This window comes from Variovorax sp. GW823-FHT04B03, assembly GCF_058796495.1.
In genome coordinates this window covers 174807-190129 of sequence record NZ_JBXAIT010000007.1, presented here as the reverse complement: position 1 = coordinate 190129, position 15323 = coordinate 174807, and the positions used below count along the sequence as shown (strand labels likewise).

At 68.6% G+C, this 15323-nt stretch carries 19 protein-coding genes; 4 read left to right on the top strand and 15 right to left on the bottom strand.

Annotated features, from left to right (window positions below; genetic code table 11):
* The first annotated feature begins 111 nt into the window (after positions 1 to 111).
* Positions 112 to 1299 (top strand): ABC transporter substrate-binding protein, encoded by a 1188-nt coding sequence (locus AC1RAD_RS27755; protein WP_492738283.1) that lies wholly within the window; start codon positions 112 to 114, stop codon positions 1297 to 1299.
* A 10-nt stretch (positions 1300 to 1309) separates the two neighbouring features.
* Here AC1RAD_RS27755 and AC1RAD_RS27750 read toward each other — a convergent pair whose 3' ends face one another.
* The 5 genes from AC1RAD_RS27750 to AC1RAD_RS27730 all read right to left on the bottom strand — a co-directional run bounded on the left by AC1RAD_RS27750 (position 1310) and on the right by AC1RAD_RS27730 (position 5563).
* Positions 1310 to 2335, bottom strand: a complete 1026-nt coding sequence (locus tag AC1RAD_RS27750; protein WP_095744560.1) for an AraC family transcriptional regulator — start codon at positions 2333 to 2335, stop codon at positions 1310 to 1312.
* A 148-nt stretch (positions 2336 to 2483) separates the two neighbouring features.
* Entirely contained in the window at positions 2484 to 3203 is a 720-nt protein-coding gene (gene arsH / locus AC1RAD_RS27745) for an arsenical resistance protein ArsH (RefSeq protein ID WP_487849302.1), read from the bottom strand.
* On the bottom strand, positions 3187 to 3618 hold the full coding sequence (gene arsC, locus AC1RAD_RS27740) for an arsenate reductase (glutaredoxin) (RefSeq protein WP_492738280.1): 432 nt from the start codon (positions 3616 to 3618) through the stop codon (positions 3187 to 3189). Before arsC ends, arsH begins: the two co-directional genes overlap by 17 nt.
* A gap of 36 nt (positions 3619 to 3654) precedes the next feature.
* The gene (locus tag AC1RAD_RS27735; protein ID WP_492738278.1) at positions 3655 to 4941 is read right to left on the bottom strand and encodes an arsenic transporter; all 1287 of its coding nucleotides are present in this window, start codon (positions 4939 to 4941) and stop codon (positions 3655 to 3657) included.
* Positions 4942 to 5245: 304 nt separating this feature from the next.
* Positions 5246 to 5563, bottom strand: a complete 318-nt coding sequence (locus tag AC1RAD_RS27730) for an ArsR/SmtB family transcription factor (RefSeq protein WP_159277621.1) — start codon at positions 5561 to 5563, stop codon at positions 5246 to 5248.
* A 168-nt stretch (positions 5564 to 5731) separates the two neighbouring features.
* Between AC1RAD_RS27730 and AC1RAD_RS27725 the strand changes: the two genes are divergently transcribed.
* Positions 5732 to 6460, top strand: a complete 729-nt coding sequence (locus tag AC1RAD_RS27725; protein ID WP_492738276.1) for an alpha/beta fold hydrolase — start codon at positions 5732 to 5734, stop codon at positions 6458 to 6460.
* 13 nt (positions 6461 to 6473) lie between these two features.
* Here the strand turns inward: AC1RAD_RS27725 and AC1RAD_RS27720 are convergent, their stop codons facing one another.
* From AC1RAD_RS27720 to AC1RAD_RS27675, 10 genes are read right to left on the bottom strand one after another with little or no spacing between them, the layout of a single operon-like run.
* The gene (locus AC1RAD_RS27720) at positions 6474 to 7097 is read right to left on the bottom strand and encodes a 3'-5' exonuclease (RefSeq protein WP_492738274.1); all 624 of its coding nucleotides are present in this window, start codon (positions 7095 to 7097) and stop codon (positions 6474 to 6476) included.
* The gene (locus AC1RAD_RS27715; RefSeq protein WP_492738272.1) at positions 7094 to 7486 is read right to left on the bottom strand and encodes a TfoX/Sxy family protein; all 393 of its coding nucleotides are present in this window, start codon (positions 7484 to 7486) and stop codon (positions 7094 to 7096) included. Before AC1RAD_RS27715 ends, AC1RAD_RS27720 begins: the two co-directional genes overlap by 4 nt.
* Positions 7483 to 7878 carry a VOC family protein gene (locus tag AC1RAD_RS27710; protein ID WP_235926677.1) on the bottom strand — a complete coding sequence of 132 codons (396 nt, stop codon included), beginning with the start codon at positions 7876 to 7878 and terminating at the stop codon, positions 7483 to 7485. The genes AC1RAD_RS27715 and AC1RAD_RS27710 overlap by 4 nt, the downstream gene beginning before the upstream one ends.
* A 26-nt stretch (positions 7879 to 7904) precedes the next feature.
* On the bottom strand, positions 7905 to 8408 hold the full coding sequence (locus AC1RAD_RS27705; RefSeq protein ID WP_070059688.1) for a GNAT family N-acetyltransferase: 504 nt from the start codon (positions 8406 to 8408) through the stop codon (positions 7905 to 7907).
* 37 nt (positions 8409 to 8445) lie between these two features.
* Positions 8446 to 9324, bottom strand: a complete 879-nt coding sequence (gene fghA / locus AC1RAD_RS27700) for an S-formylglutathione hydrolase (RefSeq protein WP_492738270.1) — start codon at positions 9322 to 9324, stop codon at positions 8446 to 8448.
* Positions 9321 to 10250 carry an alpha/beta fold hydrolase gene (locus AC1RAD_RS27695; protein WP_492738268.1) on the bottom strand — a complete coding sequence of 310 codons (930 nt, stop codon included), beginning with the start codon at positions 10248 to 10250 and terminating at the stop codon, positions 9321 to 9323. Before AC1RAD_RS27695 ends, fghA begins: the two co-directional genes overlap by 4 nt.
* Before the next feature lie 19 nt (positions 10251 to 10269).
* The gene (locus tag AC1RAD_RS27690; RefSeq protein ID WP_070059685.1) at positions 10270 to 11376 is read right to left on the bottom strand and encodes an S-(hydroxymethyl)glutathione dehydrogenase/class III alcohol dehydrogenase; all 1107 of its coding nucleotides are present in this window, start codon (positions 11374 to 11376) and stop codon (positions 10270 to 10272) included.
* A 52-nt stretch (positions 11377 to 11428) separates the two neighbouring features.
* On the bottom strand, positions 11429 to 12079 hold the full coding sequence (locus AC1RAD_RS27685) for a glutathione S-transferase family protein (RefSeq protein ID WP_492738266.1): 651 nt from the start codon (positions 12077 to 12079) through the stop codon (positions 11429 to 11431).
* A complete protein-coding gene (locus AC1RAD_RS27680) occupies positions 12076 to 12921 on the bottom strand; it encodes an aromatic ring-hydroxylating dioxygenase subunit alpha (protein WP_492738264.1) in 846 nt (281 codons plus the stop codon). Before AC1RAD_RS27680 ends, AC1RAD_RS27685 begins: the two co-directional genes overlap by 4 nt.
* Before the next feature lie 26 nt (positions 12922 to 12947).
* Entirely contained in the window at positions 12948 to 13622 is a 675-nt protein-coding gene (locus AC1RAD_RS27675) for a Rieske 2Fe-2S domain-containing protein (RefSeq protein ID WP_492738262.1), read from the bottom strand.
* A 171-nt stretch (positions 13623 to 13793) separates the two neighbouring features.
* Here AC1RAD_RS27675 and AC1RAD_RS27670 point away from each other — a divergent pair, with 171 nt between their 5' ends.
* Positions 13794 to 14789 (top strand): LysR family transcriptional regulator, encoded by a 996-nt coding sequence (locus AC1RAD_RS27670; protein ID WP_492738260.1) that lies wholly within the window; start codon positions 13794 to 13796, stop codon positions 14787 to 14789.
* 47 nt (positions 14790 to 14836) lie between these two features.
* A complete protein-coding gene (aroQ, locus tag AC1RAD_RS27665; RefSeq protein ID WP_492738258.1) occupies positions 14837 to 15277 on the top strand; it encodes a type II 3-dehydroquinate dehydratase in 441 nt (146 codons plus the stop codon).
* Positions 15278 to 15323: the final 46 nt, after the last annotated feature.

Here is a 15323-nt window from a genome sequence, read left to right as displayed (position 1 = left end):
AGCGGTTTCGGTCGCACGAAACGGATAGCGGGGCGCCGCCACCGCACAGAGACTGCGCCCTGCATTTGCTGCCCCCCCACGTTCAACGAACTCACCCCGAGGAGACCTTTCATGTCGCAGGCCACGCCCCGATCCGTCTTGTGCGCGCTCACCGTCCTGGTGGGCGCGCTGGCTTTACCCACGCAGGCACAGACCGTGAAAGTCGGCCTGGCGATGGACCTGTCCGGTCCCTTCGCCGTCGGCGGCGCCGAGGCCAAGGCCGGCTTCGCCGTGGCGATGAAGCAGCTGGGCGGCAAGCTCGGCGGCGTGCCGGTGGAGTTCGTCGAGGCCGACACGGCAGGCAACCCCGAGATGGCGCGCCAGGTGGTCGAGCGCATGCTGCTGCGCGACAAGATCGACCTGTTCACCGGCCCCGTCGGCTCGTCGGTCGCGCTGGCCGTCGGCCCGCCGCTCTTCGCCGCCAAGGTGCCCTACCTGTCGAGCAACACCGGCCCGAGCGACTATTCGGGCGCGCGCTGCAACCCGTACTTCTTCGGCGCTTCGTACCCGAACGACGCGTACTACGAGTCGGCCGGCAAGTTCGCGAGCGACAAGGGCTTCAAGAAGGTCGCGATGATCGCGCCCAGCTACCCCGGCGGCAAGGACGCCATCAACGGCTTCAAGCACACCTTCAAGGGCGGCGTGGGCGACGAGCTGTACACCAAGCTCGGGCAGCTCGACTACTCGGCCGAGCTGGCGCAGATTCGCGCGTCGAAGCCCGATGCGCTGTACTTCTTTTTGCCCGGCGCGATGGGCGTGAGCTTCATCAAGCAGTTCGTCGGCGCGGGGCTGTCGAAAGACGTGGCGCTGATCTCCACCGCCTTCTCGGCCGACGAGGACATGATTCCTGCCGTCGGCGAGCCGATGCTCGGCCTCTTCAACACCGCGCACTGGTCGTTCGACCTCGACAACCCGGCCAACCAGCGCTTCGTGGCGGCGTTCCGCCAGCAGAACAACGGGCGCAACCCGTCGTTCTATGCCGGCCAGGCTTATGACGTGCTGATGGCGATGGATGCGGCCGTGCGCGACGTCGGCGGCAAGGTGGCCGACAAGCCCGCGCTGCTCAAGGCGATCAAGGCGGCCAACTACAAGTCGGTGCGCGGCGATTTTCGCTACGGCCCCAACAACTTCCCGATCCAGAACTACTACCTGCGCGTGGTCGCCAAGGACGGCAGCGGGCGCATCGCCAACAAGGTGATCGGCACCGTGCTGGAGCGCTACCAGGACCGCACCGCCGCGCAGTGCGCGATGAAGTCCTGAGGAGGTGTGCTCAGTGCCGCGCGGCAGGCAGCCGCGCGGGATCGCGCGAGGTGTCGCGCGGCAGTTGCCCGAAGCGCTCGCGGTAGCAGGCGGCAAAGCGGCTCAGGTGCGAGAAGCCGCAGTTCAGCGCCACCTCGGTGACGCTGGCGCCGTCGTGCCGCGCCAGTTGCGCGTGCGCGGCATCGAGCCGCATGTTGCGCAGCACTTCGCCGGGCGACAGGTCGCGGTGGCGCCTGAAGAGCAGGGCAAGGCCACGGCGCGTGACGCCCGCGGCCTGTGCCACGTCTTCGAGCGAGAGCAGCGAGTCGAGCCGCTCGCGCATGAACTCTTCGGCCCGGCGCAGTTGCCGCAGGCTGGTTTCCTCGGTGCCGCGCTGCGCGTCGGCGTGCCGCTGCAGCACCGAGTTGGGTCGGTGGCACAGCAGGTAGAGCATGAGGTTGTCTTCGCAGTGCGCGAGCCAGCGCGGGTCGTAGCGCTCGAACTCCGTGGGCGGCAGCAGCGAAGCCAGGCTCGCCACCATGCGGCACCACTGCGTGCCCGCCGCGTCGTCCAGGCGCAGGGGCATGTCGAAATCGATCTCGCCCACGGTGTCGCCGCCACGCAGCGCGAAGGCATGGCGCGCCACCTCCTGCAGGCGGCTGAGCTCGATCTTCAGCATCAGCTGTTCGCAGTCGGCATGCCAGCGCAGGCGCACCGGCTTGTGGGCGGAAATGATGGCGCCCTGGCCGGGGTGGATCTGCAGTGTCTGCCCACCGGTGTGGATGTCGGCGCGGCCGCGCAAGGGCATCTGCACCAGCACGAAGTTGCCGAGCGCGTCGGGCTCGATGTCGACATCGCAGCCATAGCGCAGGATGCACAGTGACAGTGCGCTCATCTCGGCGCGGCAGAAGATCGCGTCGACATCGCCCGAGCGCCACACGCTGCGGTGCGGCTTCAGCTCATGGGCCACGCGCGCGTGCGTCTCTTCGGCCTCGCGCGAGCGGAAGACCTCGCGCCTGTACAGCGGGGACAGTTGCTGACTCGACCATGCGTCCATGGACACTCCTGCGGGGCCAAAGTGGGGAAAGCGACGGAAACGGACGCTTTTTTCTACGCTGGAATCTACGTGGGTGCGCCGCGCGCCGCCATGGGAGTTGCCCGGGCAACGGGCGTCCCCGTTGCAAGAAGCTTGCCGACCCTTGTGTCTAAATGCTGCGCAGGTTGACCCGCTTGGACAGCGCCTCCGCGCTCTCGCGCCGCTCGCTGTAGCGGTCGACCAGGTGGTCCGCGCAGTCGCGCGTGAGCAGCGTGAACTTCACCAGCTCTTCCATCACGTCGACCACGCGCTCGTAGTAGGGCGAGGGCTTCATGCGGCCCGCGTCGTCGAACTCGAGAAAGGCCTTGGCCACCGACGACTGGTTGGGGATGGTGATCATGCGCATCCACCGGCCCAGCACGCGCAGCTGGTTCACCGCGTTGAACGACTGCGAGCCGCCCGACACCTCCATCACCGCGAGCGTCTTGCCCTGCGTGGGCCGCACCGAGCCGACGGCCAGCGGAATCCAGTCGATCTGCGCTTTCATGATTCCGGTCATCGCGCCGTGGCGTTCGGGCGAGGTCCACACCATGCCCTCGGCCCACTGCGCAAGATCGCGCAGCTCCTGCACCTTCGGATGGTCTTCGGGTTCGCCGTCGGGCAGCGGCAGGCCGCGCGGGTCGTAGATGCGGGGCTCGGCGCCCATCGCGCGCAGCAGGCGGGCGGCCTCTTCGGTCAGCAGGCGGCTGTAGGAGCGCTCGCGCAGCGATCCGTACAGCAGCAGGATGCGTGGTGCATGCGTGGCGCGTGCGGCGGGCAGAAGCTCCTGCAGGCGGGGAACTTGGAACGCATCGGCGTCGACGTGTGGCAGATCAGGGCTTGGCGACACGCTGGCCTTTCGCGTCGATCACGGCTTCGCCGTCTTCCTTGGAGAACACGCCTTGCTGCGGCCTGGGCAGGATGTCGAGCACGGCTTCCGAAGGGCGGCACAGGCGCGTGCCCAGTGGCGTGACGACGATGGGGCGGTTGATGAGGATCGGGTGCTGCAGCATGAAGTCGATGAGCTGTTCGTCGCTCCACTTGGGATCGCCCAGGCCCAGTTCGTCGTACGGCGTGCCCTTCTGGCGCAGCACCTCGCGCACGGGCACGCCCATCGTCGCGATCAGCTGCGTGAGCGTGGCGCGGTCGGGCGGGGTCTTCAGGTACTCGATGACGGTGGGCTGGTCGCCCGTGTTGCGGATCAGCGCGAGCACGTTGCGCGAGGTGCCGCAGGCGGGGTTGTGATAGATGGTGATGTCGCTCATGGCAGGCTCGTTGGAGAAGAAGAAAAGAAAGAAGGGTCAGCCGAGGCTGAGGCGCAGCGCCAGCGCGGCGAGCGTCGCGGCCAGCACGGGCAGGGTCAGCACGATGCCGATGCGGAAGTAGTGGCCCCAGGTGATGGTCATGCCCTTCTTCGCGAGCACGTGCAGCCACAGCAGCGTGGCGAGGCTGCCGATGGGCGTGATCTTCGGGCCGAGGTCGCAGCCGATCACGTTGGCATAGACCATGGCCTCCTTCACGAGGCCGACCGCGCCCGAGGCCTCGATCGACAGCGCGCCGACCAGCACGGTCGGCATGTTGTTCATGACCGAGGAGAGCACCGCCGCGAGAAAGCCGGTGCCCATGGCCGCGCCCCAGACGCCGCCTTGCGCGAACAGGTTCAGCAGCGTGGCGATCTGGCCGGTGAGTCCGGCGTTGCGCAGCCCGTAGACCACGAGGTACATGCCCAGCGAGAAGACGACGATCTGCCAGGGCGCGCCGCGCAGCACCTGGCGCGTGCCGATCACCGGGCCGCGCGCGGCCACCGCAAGCAGGATCACCGCGCCAAAGGCTGCCACGGCGCTCACCGGCACGCCCAGCGGCTCCAGGCCGAAGAAGCCCACGAGCAGCAGCGCGAGCACGACCCAGCCCGCGCGGAAGGTGTCGCGGTCGCGGATCGCGTCGGCGGGTTTTTTGAGGCGGGCCATGTCGTAGTGCGCGGGAATGTCGCGCCGGAAGCACCACAGCAGCACGCCCAGGCTCGCGAGCACGGCCGCGACGTTGACCGGCACCATCACCGAGGCGTACGCGTTGAAGCCGATGCCGAAGAAGTCGGCCGAGACGATGTTCACGAGGTTCGACACGATGAGCGGCAGGCTGGCCGTGTCGGCAATGAAGCCCGCCGCCATGACGAAGGCCAGGGTGGTCGCCGGCGTGAAGCCGAGCGCCACGAGCATGGCCATCACGATGGGCGTGAGGATCAGCGCCGCACCGTCGTTGGCAAAGAGGGCCGAGACCGCGGCGCCCAGCAGCACGATGAAGGCAAACAGCCGCTGGCCGTTGCCGCGCCCCCAGCGGGCCACGTGCAGGGCAGCCCACTCGAAGAAGCCGGCTTCGTCGAGCAGCAGGCTGATGAGGATGACGGCGATGAAGGTCGCGGTGGCGTTCCAGACGATGGCCCAGACGACGGGGATGTCGGTGAGTTGCACCACGCCGAAGAGCAGGGCGACGACGGCGCCCAGCGAGGCGCTCCAGCCGATGCCGAGGCCGCGGGGTTGCCAGATGACGAGCAGCAATGTGCCGGCGAAGATGAGGAGGGCGGTGGTCATGTTCTTCTGTTCAGGGCGTGTGCACAGGGCACTGGGTACTTCCCTCCGCGAATGTCCCCCGCCTTCGGCTCCTCCTTGATTTCGCTGCGGGAAGCACCCAGTGCCCTGTGCACTTGGGCACGCTGCTGGTGGTGCTCGCCGATCAACGACTGCACTGCCCAACGCTCACGTCGATGGGGTGCCTTGCGCAGCGAAATCAAGGAGGAGCCCGAAGGGCGGGGGACATTCGCGGAGCAAGGTGCCCCGTCGGCGGGAGCACGCCAGAGCGCACGCACGCTGCGTGCAACAGCACAAGCTTTCATGGTCAGCAGTCGCAGGTGGTCGCGGGAAGGCAGGCTTCCCCCTGGCAGCAGTTCTCGGTGAGGTAGCCGAGCAGGCCGTTCATCCGCTCGAACGATGCGCGGTAGATGAGGTTGCGCCCCTGGCGCTCCTGCGAGACCAGGCTCGCGTTCACCAGCTCCTTGAGGTGAAAGGACAGCCCCGTCGCCGGTACCGCCAGCGCTTCGGTCAACGCACCCGGCGTCAGCCCGTCGGGCCCCGCCACCACCAAGGCACGGAACACCCGCAGGCGCACGGGTTGCGCGAGTGCGCCCAAGGCGCGGACCACATCGTTTTCTTCCATTATTCAAGTATCTTTGAATTATTTAATCAAGACAACCCACGGCACAAAAAGACCGGTGGCACGAATCGGCCATCGCCCTGGCAGGCAACGGCCATCCGCGACGTACCGCTTTTTCTACAGTCGCCCTCGGTCCATTCCCCAATGACGCATCCAACGAAGGAGACACCCATGTCCGACACCTATGTTCTGGTTCACGGCGCCTGGCACACCGGCGCCGAAATGGAGGCCGTGGCCGACGGCCTGCGCGCGGCCGGCCACACCGTGCATTGCCCCACCGTGGCGGGCAACAACCCTGGCGACGACCGCGCGGGCACCGGCCTGGCCGATGCCATCGCCTCGGTGGTCCGCTTCATCGAGGCCAAGGACCTCACGCAGGTGCGGCTCGTGGGCCACAGCTACGGCGGCATGGTGATCTCGGGCGTGGCCGACCGCATCGCGGCGCGGCTGCGGCGGCTGGTCTACATCAATGCCTTCGTGCCGCTCGATGGCGAGGCGCTCAACGACATGGTGCCGCCGCACTACGTGACCATGTTCGACGCGGTGGCGGCGGCCAATAAGAACGCCGTGACGCTGCCGTTCGAGATCTGGCGCGAGGCCTTCATCAACGACGCCGACCTCGCGTTGGCGCAGTCCGCCTACGACAAGCTCAACCCGCACCCGTACCGCACCTTCACCGACAAGATCCAGCTGAAGCAGCCGCTGGCGGCGCTGGCGCTGGGCAAGTCGTACGTCAACTGCCAGCAGGACACGGCGCTGCCGCACAGCCTGCCGTGGCATCCGCGGCTGTCGGAGCGGCTGGGGTTGTTCCGGCTCGTGGAGTGCCCCGGCAGCCACGAGATGTTCTTCTCGAACCCGCTGCGGCTGGCGCAGGCGATCCTCGAAGCAGGGCGCGACTGACGGAAGGCTTCAGTCAGCCGTTCGGAAAGAGCGCGTCGAACACGCGCAGCGACGCATAGGCGTCGTTGGCCGCGTAGCGGATCTGCGACTCGGTGAGCTGCTTGTGCGCCCAGTTCGAGGTGGTCGCCTTGCGCGACTTGGCAAAGCGGCGGTTGAACATCAGCGCCACCGCCGTCTTCACGCCCACCGAGCGGCGGTAGCCGCGCCGGCGGAACTCGTCGTCGATGTCGAACACGGCCTGCGGCGCAATGGCCAGCCGCAGGCGGATCAGCGACAGGTCGCTCGAAAGGCCGAAGCCGACCTTGCGCAGTTCGGTGGACGCGAGCAGGCCCGCGACCACGGGGTTGCATTCGTCGCGGTGCAGCTGGAACAGCCAGGCCGTGTCGCGCGTGGCGAACTGCACCACGTGCGGACCGGTTGACACTTCGTTCTTCGCGAAGGTGGGGCGCGACTCGGTGTCGAAGCCCGCCAAGCCGGCGTCGAGCAATTCGTCGGCGGCGCGCTCGGCTTCGGCGAGCGAGGTGACGACCACGATGTCTTTCAGGTCGAGGCTGTCGAAGGGGTCGAGCAGCGCGATCTGTTCGCGCTCGGGAAGCGGAGGGAGCCGGTGGCCGTGGTTGTTGTTCTGGTCGTTCACCGGGTCTTCGCTTTCGCGGCCTTGGGGGTTGTCTTGGGTTTAGGTTTGGGCTTCTTCTGCTTCGGCGGCTGGCCCGAACGCAGTGCGGCCTCGTAGGCCAGGCGGCCCCAGCGCGCGGCTTCCTCGCGGTCTTCGAACAGGTCGGCCGGCGCCAGGCGGTACGACATCGGCATCTCCTTGCCCTCGCGCACGTAGGTGAAGGGCGGCAGGTTCAGCGCGTCGAAGTGCGCGGCGCTGCCGGCGTCGGACTTGAGGTACAGCGTGTCCTTGGCGACGAGCGCGATCATGCGGCCCTCGTGCCACACGCCGTGGCCGCCGAACATGCGACGGGTTTCGATGCGGCCGAGGCGTTCGAAGGTCTCGTGCAGGCTTTGAACAAAGACGCTCATGACGTGATCTCGATGCGGTTGCCGTCCGGGTCGAGCACCACGCTCTCGTAGTAGCCGTCGCCGGTGCGGCGCGGGCCGTCGAGCAGCGGATAGCCGTCGGCCTTCAGCCGCTGCGTGAGCGCATCGACTTCGGCGTCGGAGCCGACCGAGATCGCCAGGTGCGTCCAGCCCATGCGCTGCGCGCCGGCCTCGGCGACCACGGGGGAGAGGGTGCTGGTGGTCATGGCCTCGATGCGCGCGCCGTCGCCCAGGCTCAGGAAGCACGAGGCGAAGCCCTTGGCCGGATTGACGTAGCCGGCGCCGGCGGTGGCGCCGAAGTAGTCGACGTAGAAGCGCTTGCAGCGTTCGAGGTCGGTGGTCCAGAGGGCGATGTGGTCGATGCGGATGCGCATGGGGCAGGAAGGAAGTGCGGAGGGTGTCAGCCCGTGCGCCAGGGCGCGCGGGTGGGCGACCAATGGTAGGCGATGCGTTCGCGTCCGCTGCCGGGGTGGCGGTCGACCACGCCGCGCACGAGGCCGTAGCGTTCGTAGAAGCGCTGCGCCTCGGTGTTGGTGACGGCCACATGCAGCCGCCAGCCGTGCGGCATGCGCACGCAGGCCTCGTCGAGCAGCGCCTTGCCCAGGCCCTGGCTGCGCAGGTGCGGTTCGACGAACAGCTGGGCCACGTACTCGCGCGCCGTGAGCAGCACCATGAAGGCCAGCACCTGGCCGTCGCGCTCGGCCAGCACCACGTCGGCGGGCGGGATGAATTCGGTCTGCACGCGGCGCAGCCAGTGGCCGATGGGCTCGACGTGGACGGCGCTGCGGTTGGCCGACACCCAGGCGCGGCGCCAGATGCCCGCGAGCACCATGTTCTCTTCGGCGCCGCCATCGCGCGAGCGCAGCTGGAAGGCAGGAATCTGGGCGGCGGACATGCGGACCATGATAGCCACGCCGGGTGCGAACCGCACCCCTTTGTGGTCAGCCGTTCAGCGTCTGCGCATGGTGCGCGATGTGGTCCGCCATGAAGCTCTGGATGAAGTAGTAGCCATGGTCGTAGCCCGCGTGGCGGCGCAGCGTGAGCGGCTGGCCGGCGGCGAAGCAGGCGGCCTCGAAGGCTTCGGGGTGCAGCTGCTCGGCGAGGAATTTGTCGGCCAGGCCCTGGTCGATGAGGATGCCCTGCGGATAGGGCGCCACGGTCTGCGATTGCATCAGCGCGCTGGCGTCGTGCGCGAGCCACTGCGCGCGGTCGCCGCCCGGTTCGCCCAGGTAGCCGGCGAAGGCCTTCTGGCCCCACGGGCACTGGGTGGGCGCGCAGATCGGCGCGAAGGCCGAGAGCGACTTGAAGCGCCCCGGGTGCCGCAGCGCCAGCGTGAGCGCGCCGTGGCCGCCCATCGAGTGGCCGAAGATGCCGATGCGCTCGCCGTCGACCGGAAAGTGGCGGGCCACCAGCGGCAGCAGCTCGTGCACGATCCAGCTTTCCATGCGCCAGTGCGTGGCCCAGGGCTCGGCGGTGGCGTCGAGGTAGAAGCCGGCGCCGATGCCGAAGTCCCAGCTGTCTTTTGCGCCCGGCAGGCTTTCGGGTTCCGTGCCGCGCGGGCTGGTGTCGGGCGCGATCAGCGCAACGCCGAGGCTCGCGGCCATGCGCTGCGCGCCGGCCTTCACCGCGAAGGTCTCTTCGTTGCAAGTCAGGCCGGCAAGGTAGAGCAGGGCGGGCACGCGCGTGTGCGCGGCCTGCGGCGGCAGGTAGACCGAGAAGCGCATCGGCAGGCCGATCTCGTGCGAGCGGTGCTCGACGAAGCGCTGCACGCCGCCGAAGGCGTGGTGTTCGGAAAGAAGGGTGGGGGCGGTGTCGGTCATGAAGAAGAGGTCGTCTGGCTGCGCAGCGCGGGCACGAGTTCAAGCACGGCATCGGCGAAGGTGCGCGGCGCTTCCTGCGGCAGGTTGTGGCCCGCGCCGGGCACGAGGCGGTGCGAACGCGGGCCGCTGAAGCGGTGCGCATGGGCCGAGGCATCGGCGGGCGGTCGCACGCCGTCGTCGATGCCGTCGAAGGTGATGGCGGGCACGGCGATCGTCGGTTGCGCGGCAAGGCGGCGTTCGATGTCGGCATAGGCCGGGTCGCCGGGCACGAGGCCGAAGCGGTGGCGGTACGAATGGATCACCACGTCCACGAAGTCGGGGTGGTCGAAGGCGGCGGCGCTGCGTTCGAAGGTGGCGTCGTCGAAGCGCCACGTTGGCGACCACAGCTGCCACAGCAGTTTCGTGAGGGCCTTGCGGTCCTTCGCGAGGCCGGCGCGACCGCGCTCGCTGTGAAAGTAGTACTGGTACCAGAGGCTGTGCTCGTTCTCGGCCGTGTCCGGCTCCATTGCCTTGGCGATGTTCTGGATGTTGTAGCTGTTGAGCGAGACCAGCCCCGCGCAGCGTTCGGGCCACAGCGCCGCCAGCACGCAGGCGGCGCGGCCGCCCCAGTCGTAGCCGGCCAGCACGGCGCGATCGATCTTCAGCGCGTCGAGCAGCGCGAGCAGGTCGGCGCCGAAGGCCGCCTGTTCGCCCGAGCGCGGCGTGGCCTCGCTCAGGAAGCGCGTGGCGCCATAGCCGCGCATGTACGGCACGATCACGCGGCAGCCTTGGGCGGCCAGCATCGGCGCGACTTCGGCGTAAGTGTGAATGTCGTATGGAAAGCCGTGCATCAGCAGCACGGGCGGGCCGTCGGCCGGGCCGGCTTCGTAGTAGGCGACTTCGAGGACGCCCGCTTCTATCTTGCGCAGGGGTTCCATGCGGTTCATGGCGGGCGCCTCCTCGGGCTCAGTACAGGACCACGCCGCGGATCGATTCGCCGCGCTTCATCAAGTCGAAGCCCTTGTTGATGTCTTCCAGCGGCATGGTGTGCGTGATCAGGTCGTCGATGTTGATCTTGCCTTCCATGTACCAGTCGACGATCTTCGGCACGTCGGTGCGCCCGCGCGCGCCGCCGAAGGCCGAGCCTTCCCACTTGCGGCCGGTGACCAGCTGGAACGGGCGGGTGCTGATCTCGGCGCCGGCCTCGGCCACGCCGATGATGATGCTGCGGCCCCAGCCCTTGTGCGTGCACTCGAGCGCCTGGCGCATCACCTGCGTGTTGCCGATGCACTCGAAGCTGTAGTCGGCGCCGCCGTCGGTCAGCTGCACGATGGCGTCGACCACGTTCTCGGTGGTCTTGGGGTTGATGAAGTGCGTCATGCCGAACTGGCGGGCCATGGCCTCGCGCTCGGGGTTCAGGTCGACGCCGATGATCTTGTCGGCGCCCACCATCTTGGCGCCCTGGATCACGTTCAGGCCGATGCCGCCCAGGCCGAACACCACGACGTTCGCGCCGGCTTCGACCTTGGCCGTGAAGATCACCGCGCCGATGCCGGTGGTGACGCCGCAGCCGATGTAGCAGACCTTGTCGAAGGGCGCGTCCTCGCGGATCTTGGCCAGCGAGATCTCGGGCGCGACCGTGTAGTTGCTGAAGGTGCTCGTGCCCATGTAGTGGAAGATGGGCTTGCCGTCGAGGCTGAAGCGGCTGGTGGCGTCGGGCATCAGGCCCTTGCCCTGCGTGCCGCGGATCAGCTGGCACAGGTTGGTCTTGCGGCTCAGGCAGAACTTGCACTGGCGGCATTCGGGCGTGTACAGCGGAATGACGTGGTCGCCCTTTTTCAGCGTGGTGACGCCGGGGCCGACGTCGACCACGATGCCCGCGCCCTCATGGCCCAGGATGGCGGGAAAGATGCCTTCGGGGTCGGCGCCCGAGAGCGTGTAGTAGTCGGTGTGGCAGATGCCGGTGGCCTTGATCTCGACCAGCACTTCACCGAACTTCGGGCCCTGGAGGTCCACGGTTTCGATGGTGAGGGGTTGGCCTGCTTGCCAGGCGACGGCGGCTTTGGTTTTCATGGGATTCGGTTCTTCAGAGAGCGGAAGGGGACAAGGATACTCAGGCGAGCCTTCAGGCGGGGCCAGCCGGGAAGATACCCGACATGCCCACAAAGCCCGGCAGGTGACGAAAGTCCCAGACCCAGCGGCGCAGCGCGGGAAACTCGTCGAGCGAGATGCCGCCTTCGCCCGCCAGCGCCACGTACGGAAAGCAGGCGAGGTCGGCAATGGTCGGCTCGGGCGCGGCCACGAGCCAGCGCAGGCCGGTGGCGGCGTGCTGCTCGGCCAGGTGGTCGTCAAGCACGCGGAAGGCCGCGCGCGCACCGCGCCGGCAGGCGTCGATGTCCAGGTGCGTGTAGCCCAGCGCATCGTGCAGCCGGGCGGCCGAGGCGGTGCGCGTGATCTCGTCGGCCATGGCGAGCCACATCGCGACCTGGCCGCGCAGCTTGGGGTCGGCGGGGTACCAGTGCTGCCGTGCGTCGTCGTAGCGGCTTGCGAGGTAGACCAGGATGGCCTGCGCGTCGCGCAGCACGAAGCCTTCGTCGTCGATCACCGGGAGCTGGCCGAGCGGGTTGACGTGCTCGAGGAATCTTGCGGACTTGTGTTCTCGGCCCGGGTGGAAATCGACCGGCACGCTCGCGTGGTCCACGCCGAGCCACAGCAGCATCTGCCGCACCTTGAAGCAGTTGCCCGAGAGCGGGTAGTCGTAGAGCCGGACGGTCATGCGGTGGCCCTCGCGGTGCCGAAGCGCATGCCGCGCTCGCGCAGCCAGCGGCGGTAGGTGACGGAGGTGGTGTCGCCGCGCGTGGGTGTCTCGGCGCGGCCTTCGAGCGGCATGCGCTTGAAGGCGTGGTTCTCCAGGATCGGCTTGTCCTGCCCGAAGATCGTGTGCTGGAAGGCGATGAGCTCGGCGTCGCTCGACACGTCGTCGAAGTAGGCCAGCAGCGTGTGGGCGATGACGTGCTCGTCGTCCACCGGCTGCAAGAAGAGGCCGATGGCGTCGAGCTTGTCGGGCCGGTGGCTCGACTTGTAGAGCATGGCCGAGAAGGGCTGCATCACGCGGTACTTGTAGAACACCTCGCTGCCGGTGTCGTGGGCGGCCGAGGCGCGCGGCTGCCAGAAGCGGCAGTCGGTGGCCCAGATCTCGTCGGTGGCGGCATCGACCTCGACGTTGTACTTGGCCACTTCGGTGTGCGGCACCTTGCCGAGGTAGTCGGGGTGCACGAAGGGAAAGTGCGCCATGTCCAGGAAGTTCTCGATCACGCGCAGGCCCGACACGGCCACGCCGAGCCCGCCGCAATCGACGATGCGGCGGCCGGGTTCGTCGTACTCGGGGAAGGCGAACAGCGGGCGCGCCGGGCGGCCGCTGGGGCAGACCCAGAGGAAGCCGTAGCGCGACTGCACGGTCAGTGCGTCGGTGCCGAGAAGGGCGTGCGGCACGCCGTCGGCATCGGTGTGCAGGTGCAGGGTTTCGCCGAGCAGCCGTGCCGTGCGTGGCAAGCCGCTGGCGGGGCCGGCGACGAGCCAGTCGTCGAGCATGTTGGGATCGTCGGTGACGAAGGGCATGTTTTTTCTTTCTTCTTTCTTCTTGTTCAGAGCGATGCGGCGGCTTCGATGTCGCTGCGCAGCTGGCGCGCCGCGCGGTGCACACGGGCCATCGCGTCGGAGCCGGGGGCTGCGCCGGTCCACAGGTGCAGGAAGCTCAGCTGCGGTTGGGCGTCGAGCAGCAGCGCGGCGACGGGCGAATCGCCCAGCGTGCCTTGCCATGCATCGGGCGTTCCTGTCGGTGCGAAGCCATGCGGCGCGAGCGCAGCGCGCACCTCGGACGCGGCCACGCGCAGCGTCAGCGTGCGGGCGAGGTGCCAGCCGGCGGGCACGGCGTCGGCCAGTTCGGCCGGCGCCGGCAGGCCGTCGGCCGCGAGACGCACCCACAGCATGCCCGCGGCATCCGCCGTGGCGAACACCTTCGCGCAGACATTGCGCGGCGCCGGCATGGCCGGGTGCGCCGGGATGCGCACGCAGGCGCCGCTGCCGGCCTCGTACTGCCAGCCGTGGTACGCACAGGCCAGACGGTCGCCGCCGATCACCTGGCCGAGGGTGAAGCGCACGCTGCGGTGCGGGCAGCGGTTCTCCCAGGCCTGCGGCGAGCCATCGGCCGCGCGCCACAGCGCGAGCTCCTGGCCTTGTGCAAAGCCGGCGACGATGTTGGCGCCGGCGCGCACCTCGGCGGAGGGCGTGACGGGATGCCAGGTGGCTGAGGGATTCATGGGTCTTGATCGTGGGGGCAGCGGGGAAGGGCACCGCGAATCGGCATAGCATCGGCCATGCCCTTGTCGGCGGTGCCGCCTACCGTAGCGTGTCCGCCGCACCGATGAAAGCCCCATGCCAAGACGCTCCTTTTCATTCCTGCAACGACGACTTCCACAGCGGGGGCATTCATGAGCGCAGGGCGCATCGACCTCGCACTGGTCGAGGCCTTCGTCCTCGTGATGAAGAGCGGCAGCCTGACCAAGGCCGAGAGCCTGTCGGGCGTGTCGAAGGCCACGCTGAGCCGGCAGCTCACACGGCTGGAGGAACTGCTGGGCGCCCAGCTGCTGTTGCGCAGCTCGCGCCGCATCGCGCCCACGGAGGCCGGGCGTGCGTTCTTCGCACGCTGCGAGGGGCTGCTCGGCGAGGTGAGCGGCCGGCTGGAAATGGCGCGCACCGAGGTGCAGGAGCTCACGGGCGGGGTGTCGGGGCGGCTCACGCTGCTGTCGGACACGCAGTTCAGCACCTCCTTCGTCTGCCATGTGGTGCGGATCTTTCTCGAATCGCACCCGAACGTGCGCTGCCAGCTCGACGTGGCGAACGGTGCGCAGGCCCCGCGGATCGGCGAGGTCGACTGCTATGTGGGCTCGGCGCCGCCCGACCTGCCGGACCTGGTCGCCAAGCTGCTGGGCCGGCTGGCCTACGGCCTGTATGCGAGCCCGCAGTACCTGGCGCGGCACGGCACGCCGCAGACGCCCGAGGCGCTGGCGCAGCACCGGATGATCGCGATGCGTGAGCCGTCGGGGCCGCCGTCGCCGCTGCGGCTGGTGTCGCAGCAGGCCTCGGGGCGCCATGTGGTGCGCACGGAGCCGGCCTTCGAGACCAACGACCACTGGGTGATGAAGACCTTCTGCATCGACGGCCTGGGCATTGCGCCGCTGCCGGTGTTCTTCGCCGGGCCCGAGGTGGCGCAGGGCGTGCTGGTGCCGGTGCTGCCGCAGTGGCCGCCGGAGGCGCGGCGGCTGTACTGCGCCTACCAGCGACAGCGCTACATGGGGCAGAAGCTGCGGGCCTTCGTCGACCTGATGGCGCGCTGCGTGGCGGACATCGGCTCGTACAACCACTACGTGGGGTCGACCGCGGCGTCGTCACCTGCACGGCCGGCGCGGTCGGCGGCGCGACCATAATCGGCTTTCTTCTTCCTGCATCCGCCAGCTTCCTTCACCGATCCATCATGAAGAAAATCCTCGTCCTCAACGGCCCCAACCTCAACCTGCTCGGCACGCGCGAGCCCGAACAGTACGGCCGCGACACGCTCGCCGACGTCGAACGCCTGTGCAAGGACACGGGCGCGAAATTCGGTGTCGAGATCGAGTGCCGCCAGTCGAACCACGAAGGCGTGCTGATCGACTGGGTCCAGGAGGCGGGCCGCGAAGTGGCGGCCGGCAACATGCTGGGCGTGGTGATGAACCCGGGGGCCTACACCCACACGTCGATCGCGCTGCACGACGCCATCAAGGGGGCGAGCGTGCCGCTGATCGAGCTGCACATCTCGAACGTGCATGCGCGGGAAGAGTTTCGCCACCACTCGTACATCTCGCCTGCGGCGCGGGGGATCATCGTGGGGCTGGGGGTGAAGGGGTACACGCTGGCCATCGCCGCGCTGGTTCCCTGAGGCTGCCTTTCGGGGGCGCGTGCGCAGGGCACCGGGTACTTCCCTC

Bases quoted from the DNA above. Each gene is read 5' to 3' on its own strand.
- AC1RAD_RS27755 (WP_492738283.1), top strand. From the start codon at position 112: ATGTCGCAGGCCACGCCCCGATCCGTCTTGTGCGCGCTCACCGTCCTG.
- AC1RAD_RS27750 (WP_095744560.1), bottom strand. From the start codon at position 2,335: ATGGACGCATGGTCGAGTCAGCAACTGTCCCCGCTGTACAGGCGCGAG.
- arsC (WP_492738280.1), bottom strand. From the start codon at position 3,618: ATGAGCGACATCACCATCTATCACAACCCCGCCTGCGGCACCTCGCGC.
- AC1RAD_RS27735 (WP_492738278.1), bottom strand. From the start codon at position 4,941: ATGACCACCGCCCTCCTCATCTTCGCCGGCACATTGCTGCTCGTCATC.
- AC1RAD_RS27730 (WP_159277621.1), bottom strand. From the start codon at position 5,563: ATGGAAGAAAACGATGTGGTCCGCGCCTTGGGCGCACTCGCGCAACCC.
- AC1RAD_RS27725 (WP_492738276.1), top strand. From the start codon at position 5,732: ATGTCCGACACCTATGTTCTGGTTCACGGCGCCTGGCACACCGGCGCC.
- AC1RAD_RS27715 (WP_492738272.1), bottom strand. From the start codon at position 7,486: ATGAGCGTCTTTGTTCAAAGCCTGCACGAGACCTTCGAACGCCTCGGC.
- AC1RAD_RS27710 (WP_235926677.1), bottom strand. From the start codon at position 7,878: ATGCGCATCCGCATCGACCACATCGCCCTCTGGACCACCGACCTCGAA.
- AC1RAD_RS27705 (WP_070059688.1), bottom strand. From the start codon at position 8,408: ATGGTCCGCATGTCCGCCGCCCAGATTCCTGCCTTCCAGCTGCGCTCG.
- fghA (WP_492738270.1), bottom strand. From the start codon at position 9,324: ATGACCGACACCGCCCCCACCCTTCTTTCCGAACACCACGCCTTCGGC.
- AC1RAD_RS27695 (WP_492738268.1), bottom strand. From the start codon at position 10,250: ATGAACCGCATGGAACCCCTGCGCAAGATAGAAGCGGGCGTCCTCGAA.
- AC1RAD_RS27690 (WP_070059685.1), bottom strand. From the start codon at position 11,376: ATGAAAACCAAAGCCGCCGTCGCCTGGCAAGCAGGCCAACCCCTCACC.
- AC1RAD_RS27685 (WP_492738266.1), bottom strand. From the start codon at position 12,079: ATGACCGTCCGGCTCTACGACTACCCGCTCTCGGGCAACTGCTTCAAG.
- AC1RAD_RS27680 (WP_492738264.1), bottom strand. From the start codon at position 12,921: ATGCCCTTCGTCACCGACGATCCCAACATGCTCGACGACTGGCTCGTC.
- AC1RAD_RS27675 (WP_492738262.1), bottom strand. From the start codon at position 13,622: ATGAATCCCTCAGCCACCTGGCATCCCGTCACGCCCTCCGCCGAGGTG.
- AC1RAD_RS27670 (WP_492738260.1), top strand. From the start codon at position 13,794: ATGAGCGCAGGGCGCATCGACCTCGCACTGGTCGAGGCCTTCGTCCTC.
- aroQ (WP_492738258.1), top strand. From the start codon at position 14,837: ATGAAGAAAATCCTCGTCCTCAACGGCCCCAACCTCAACCTGCTCGGC.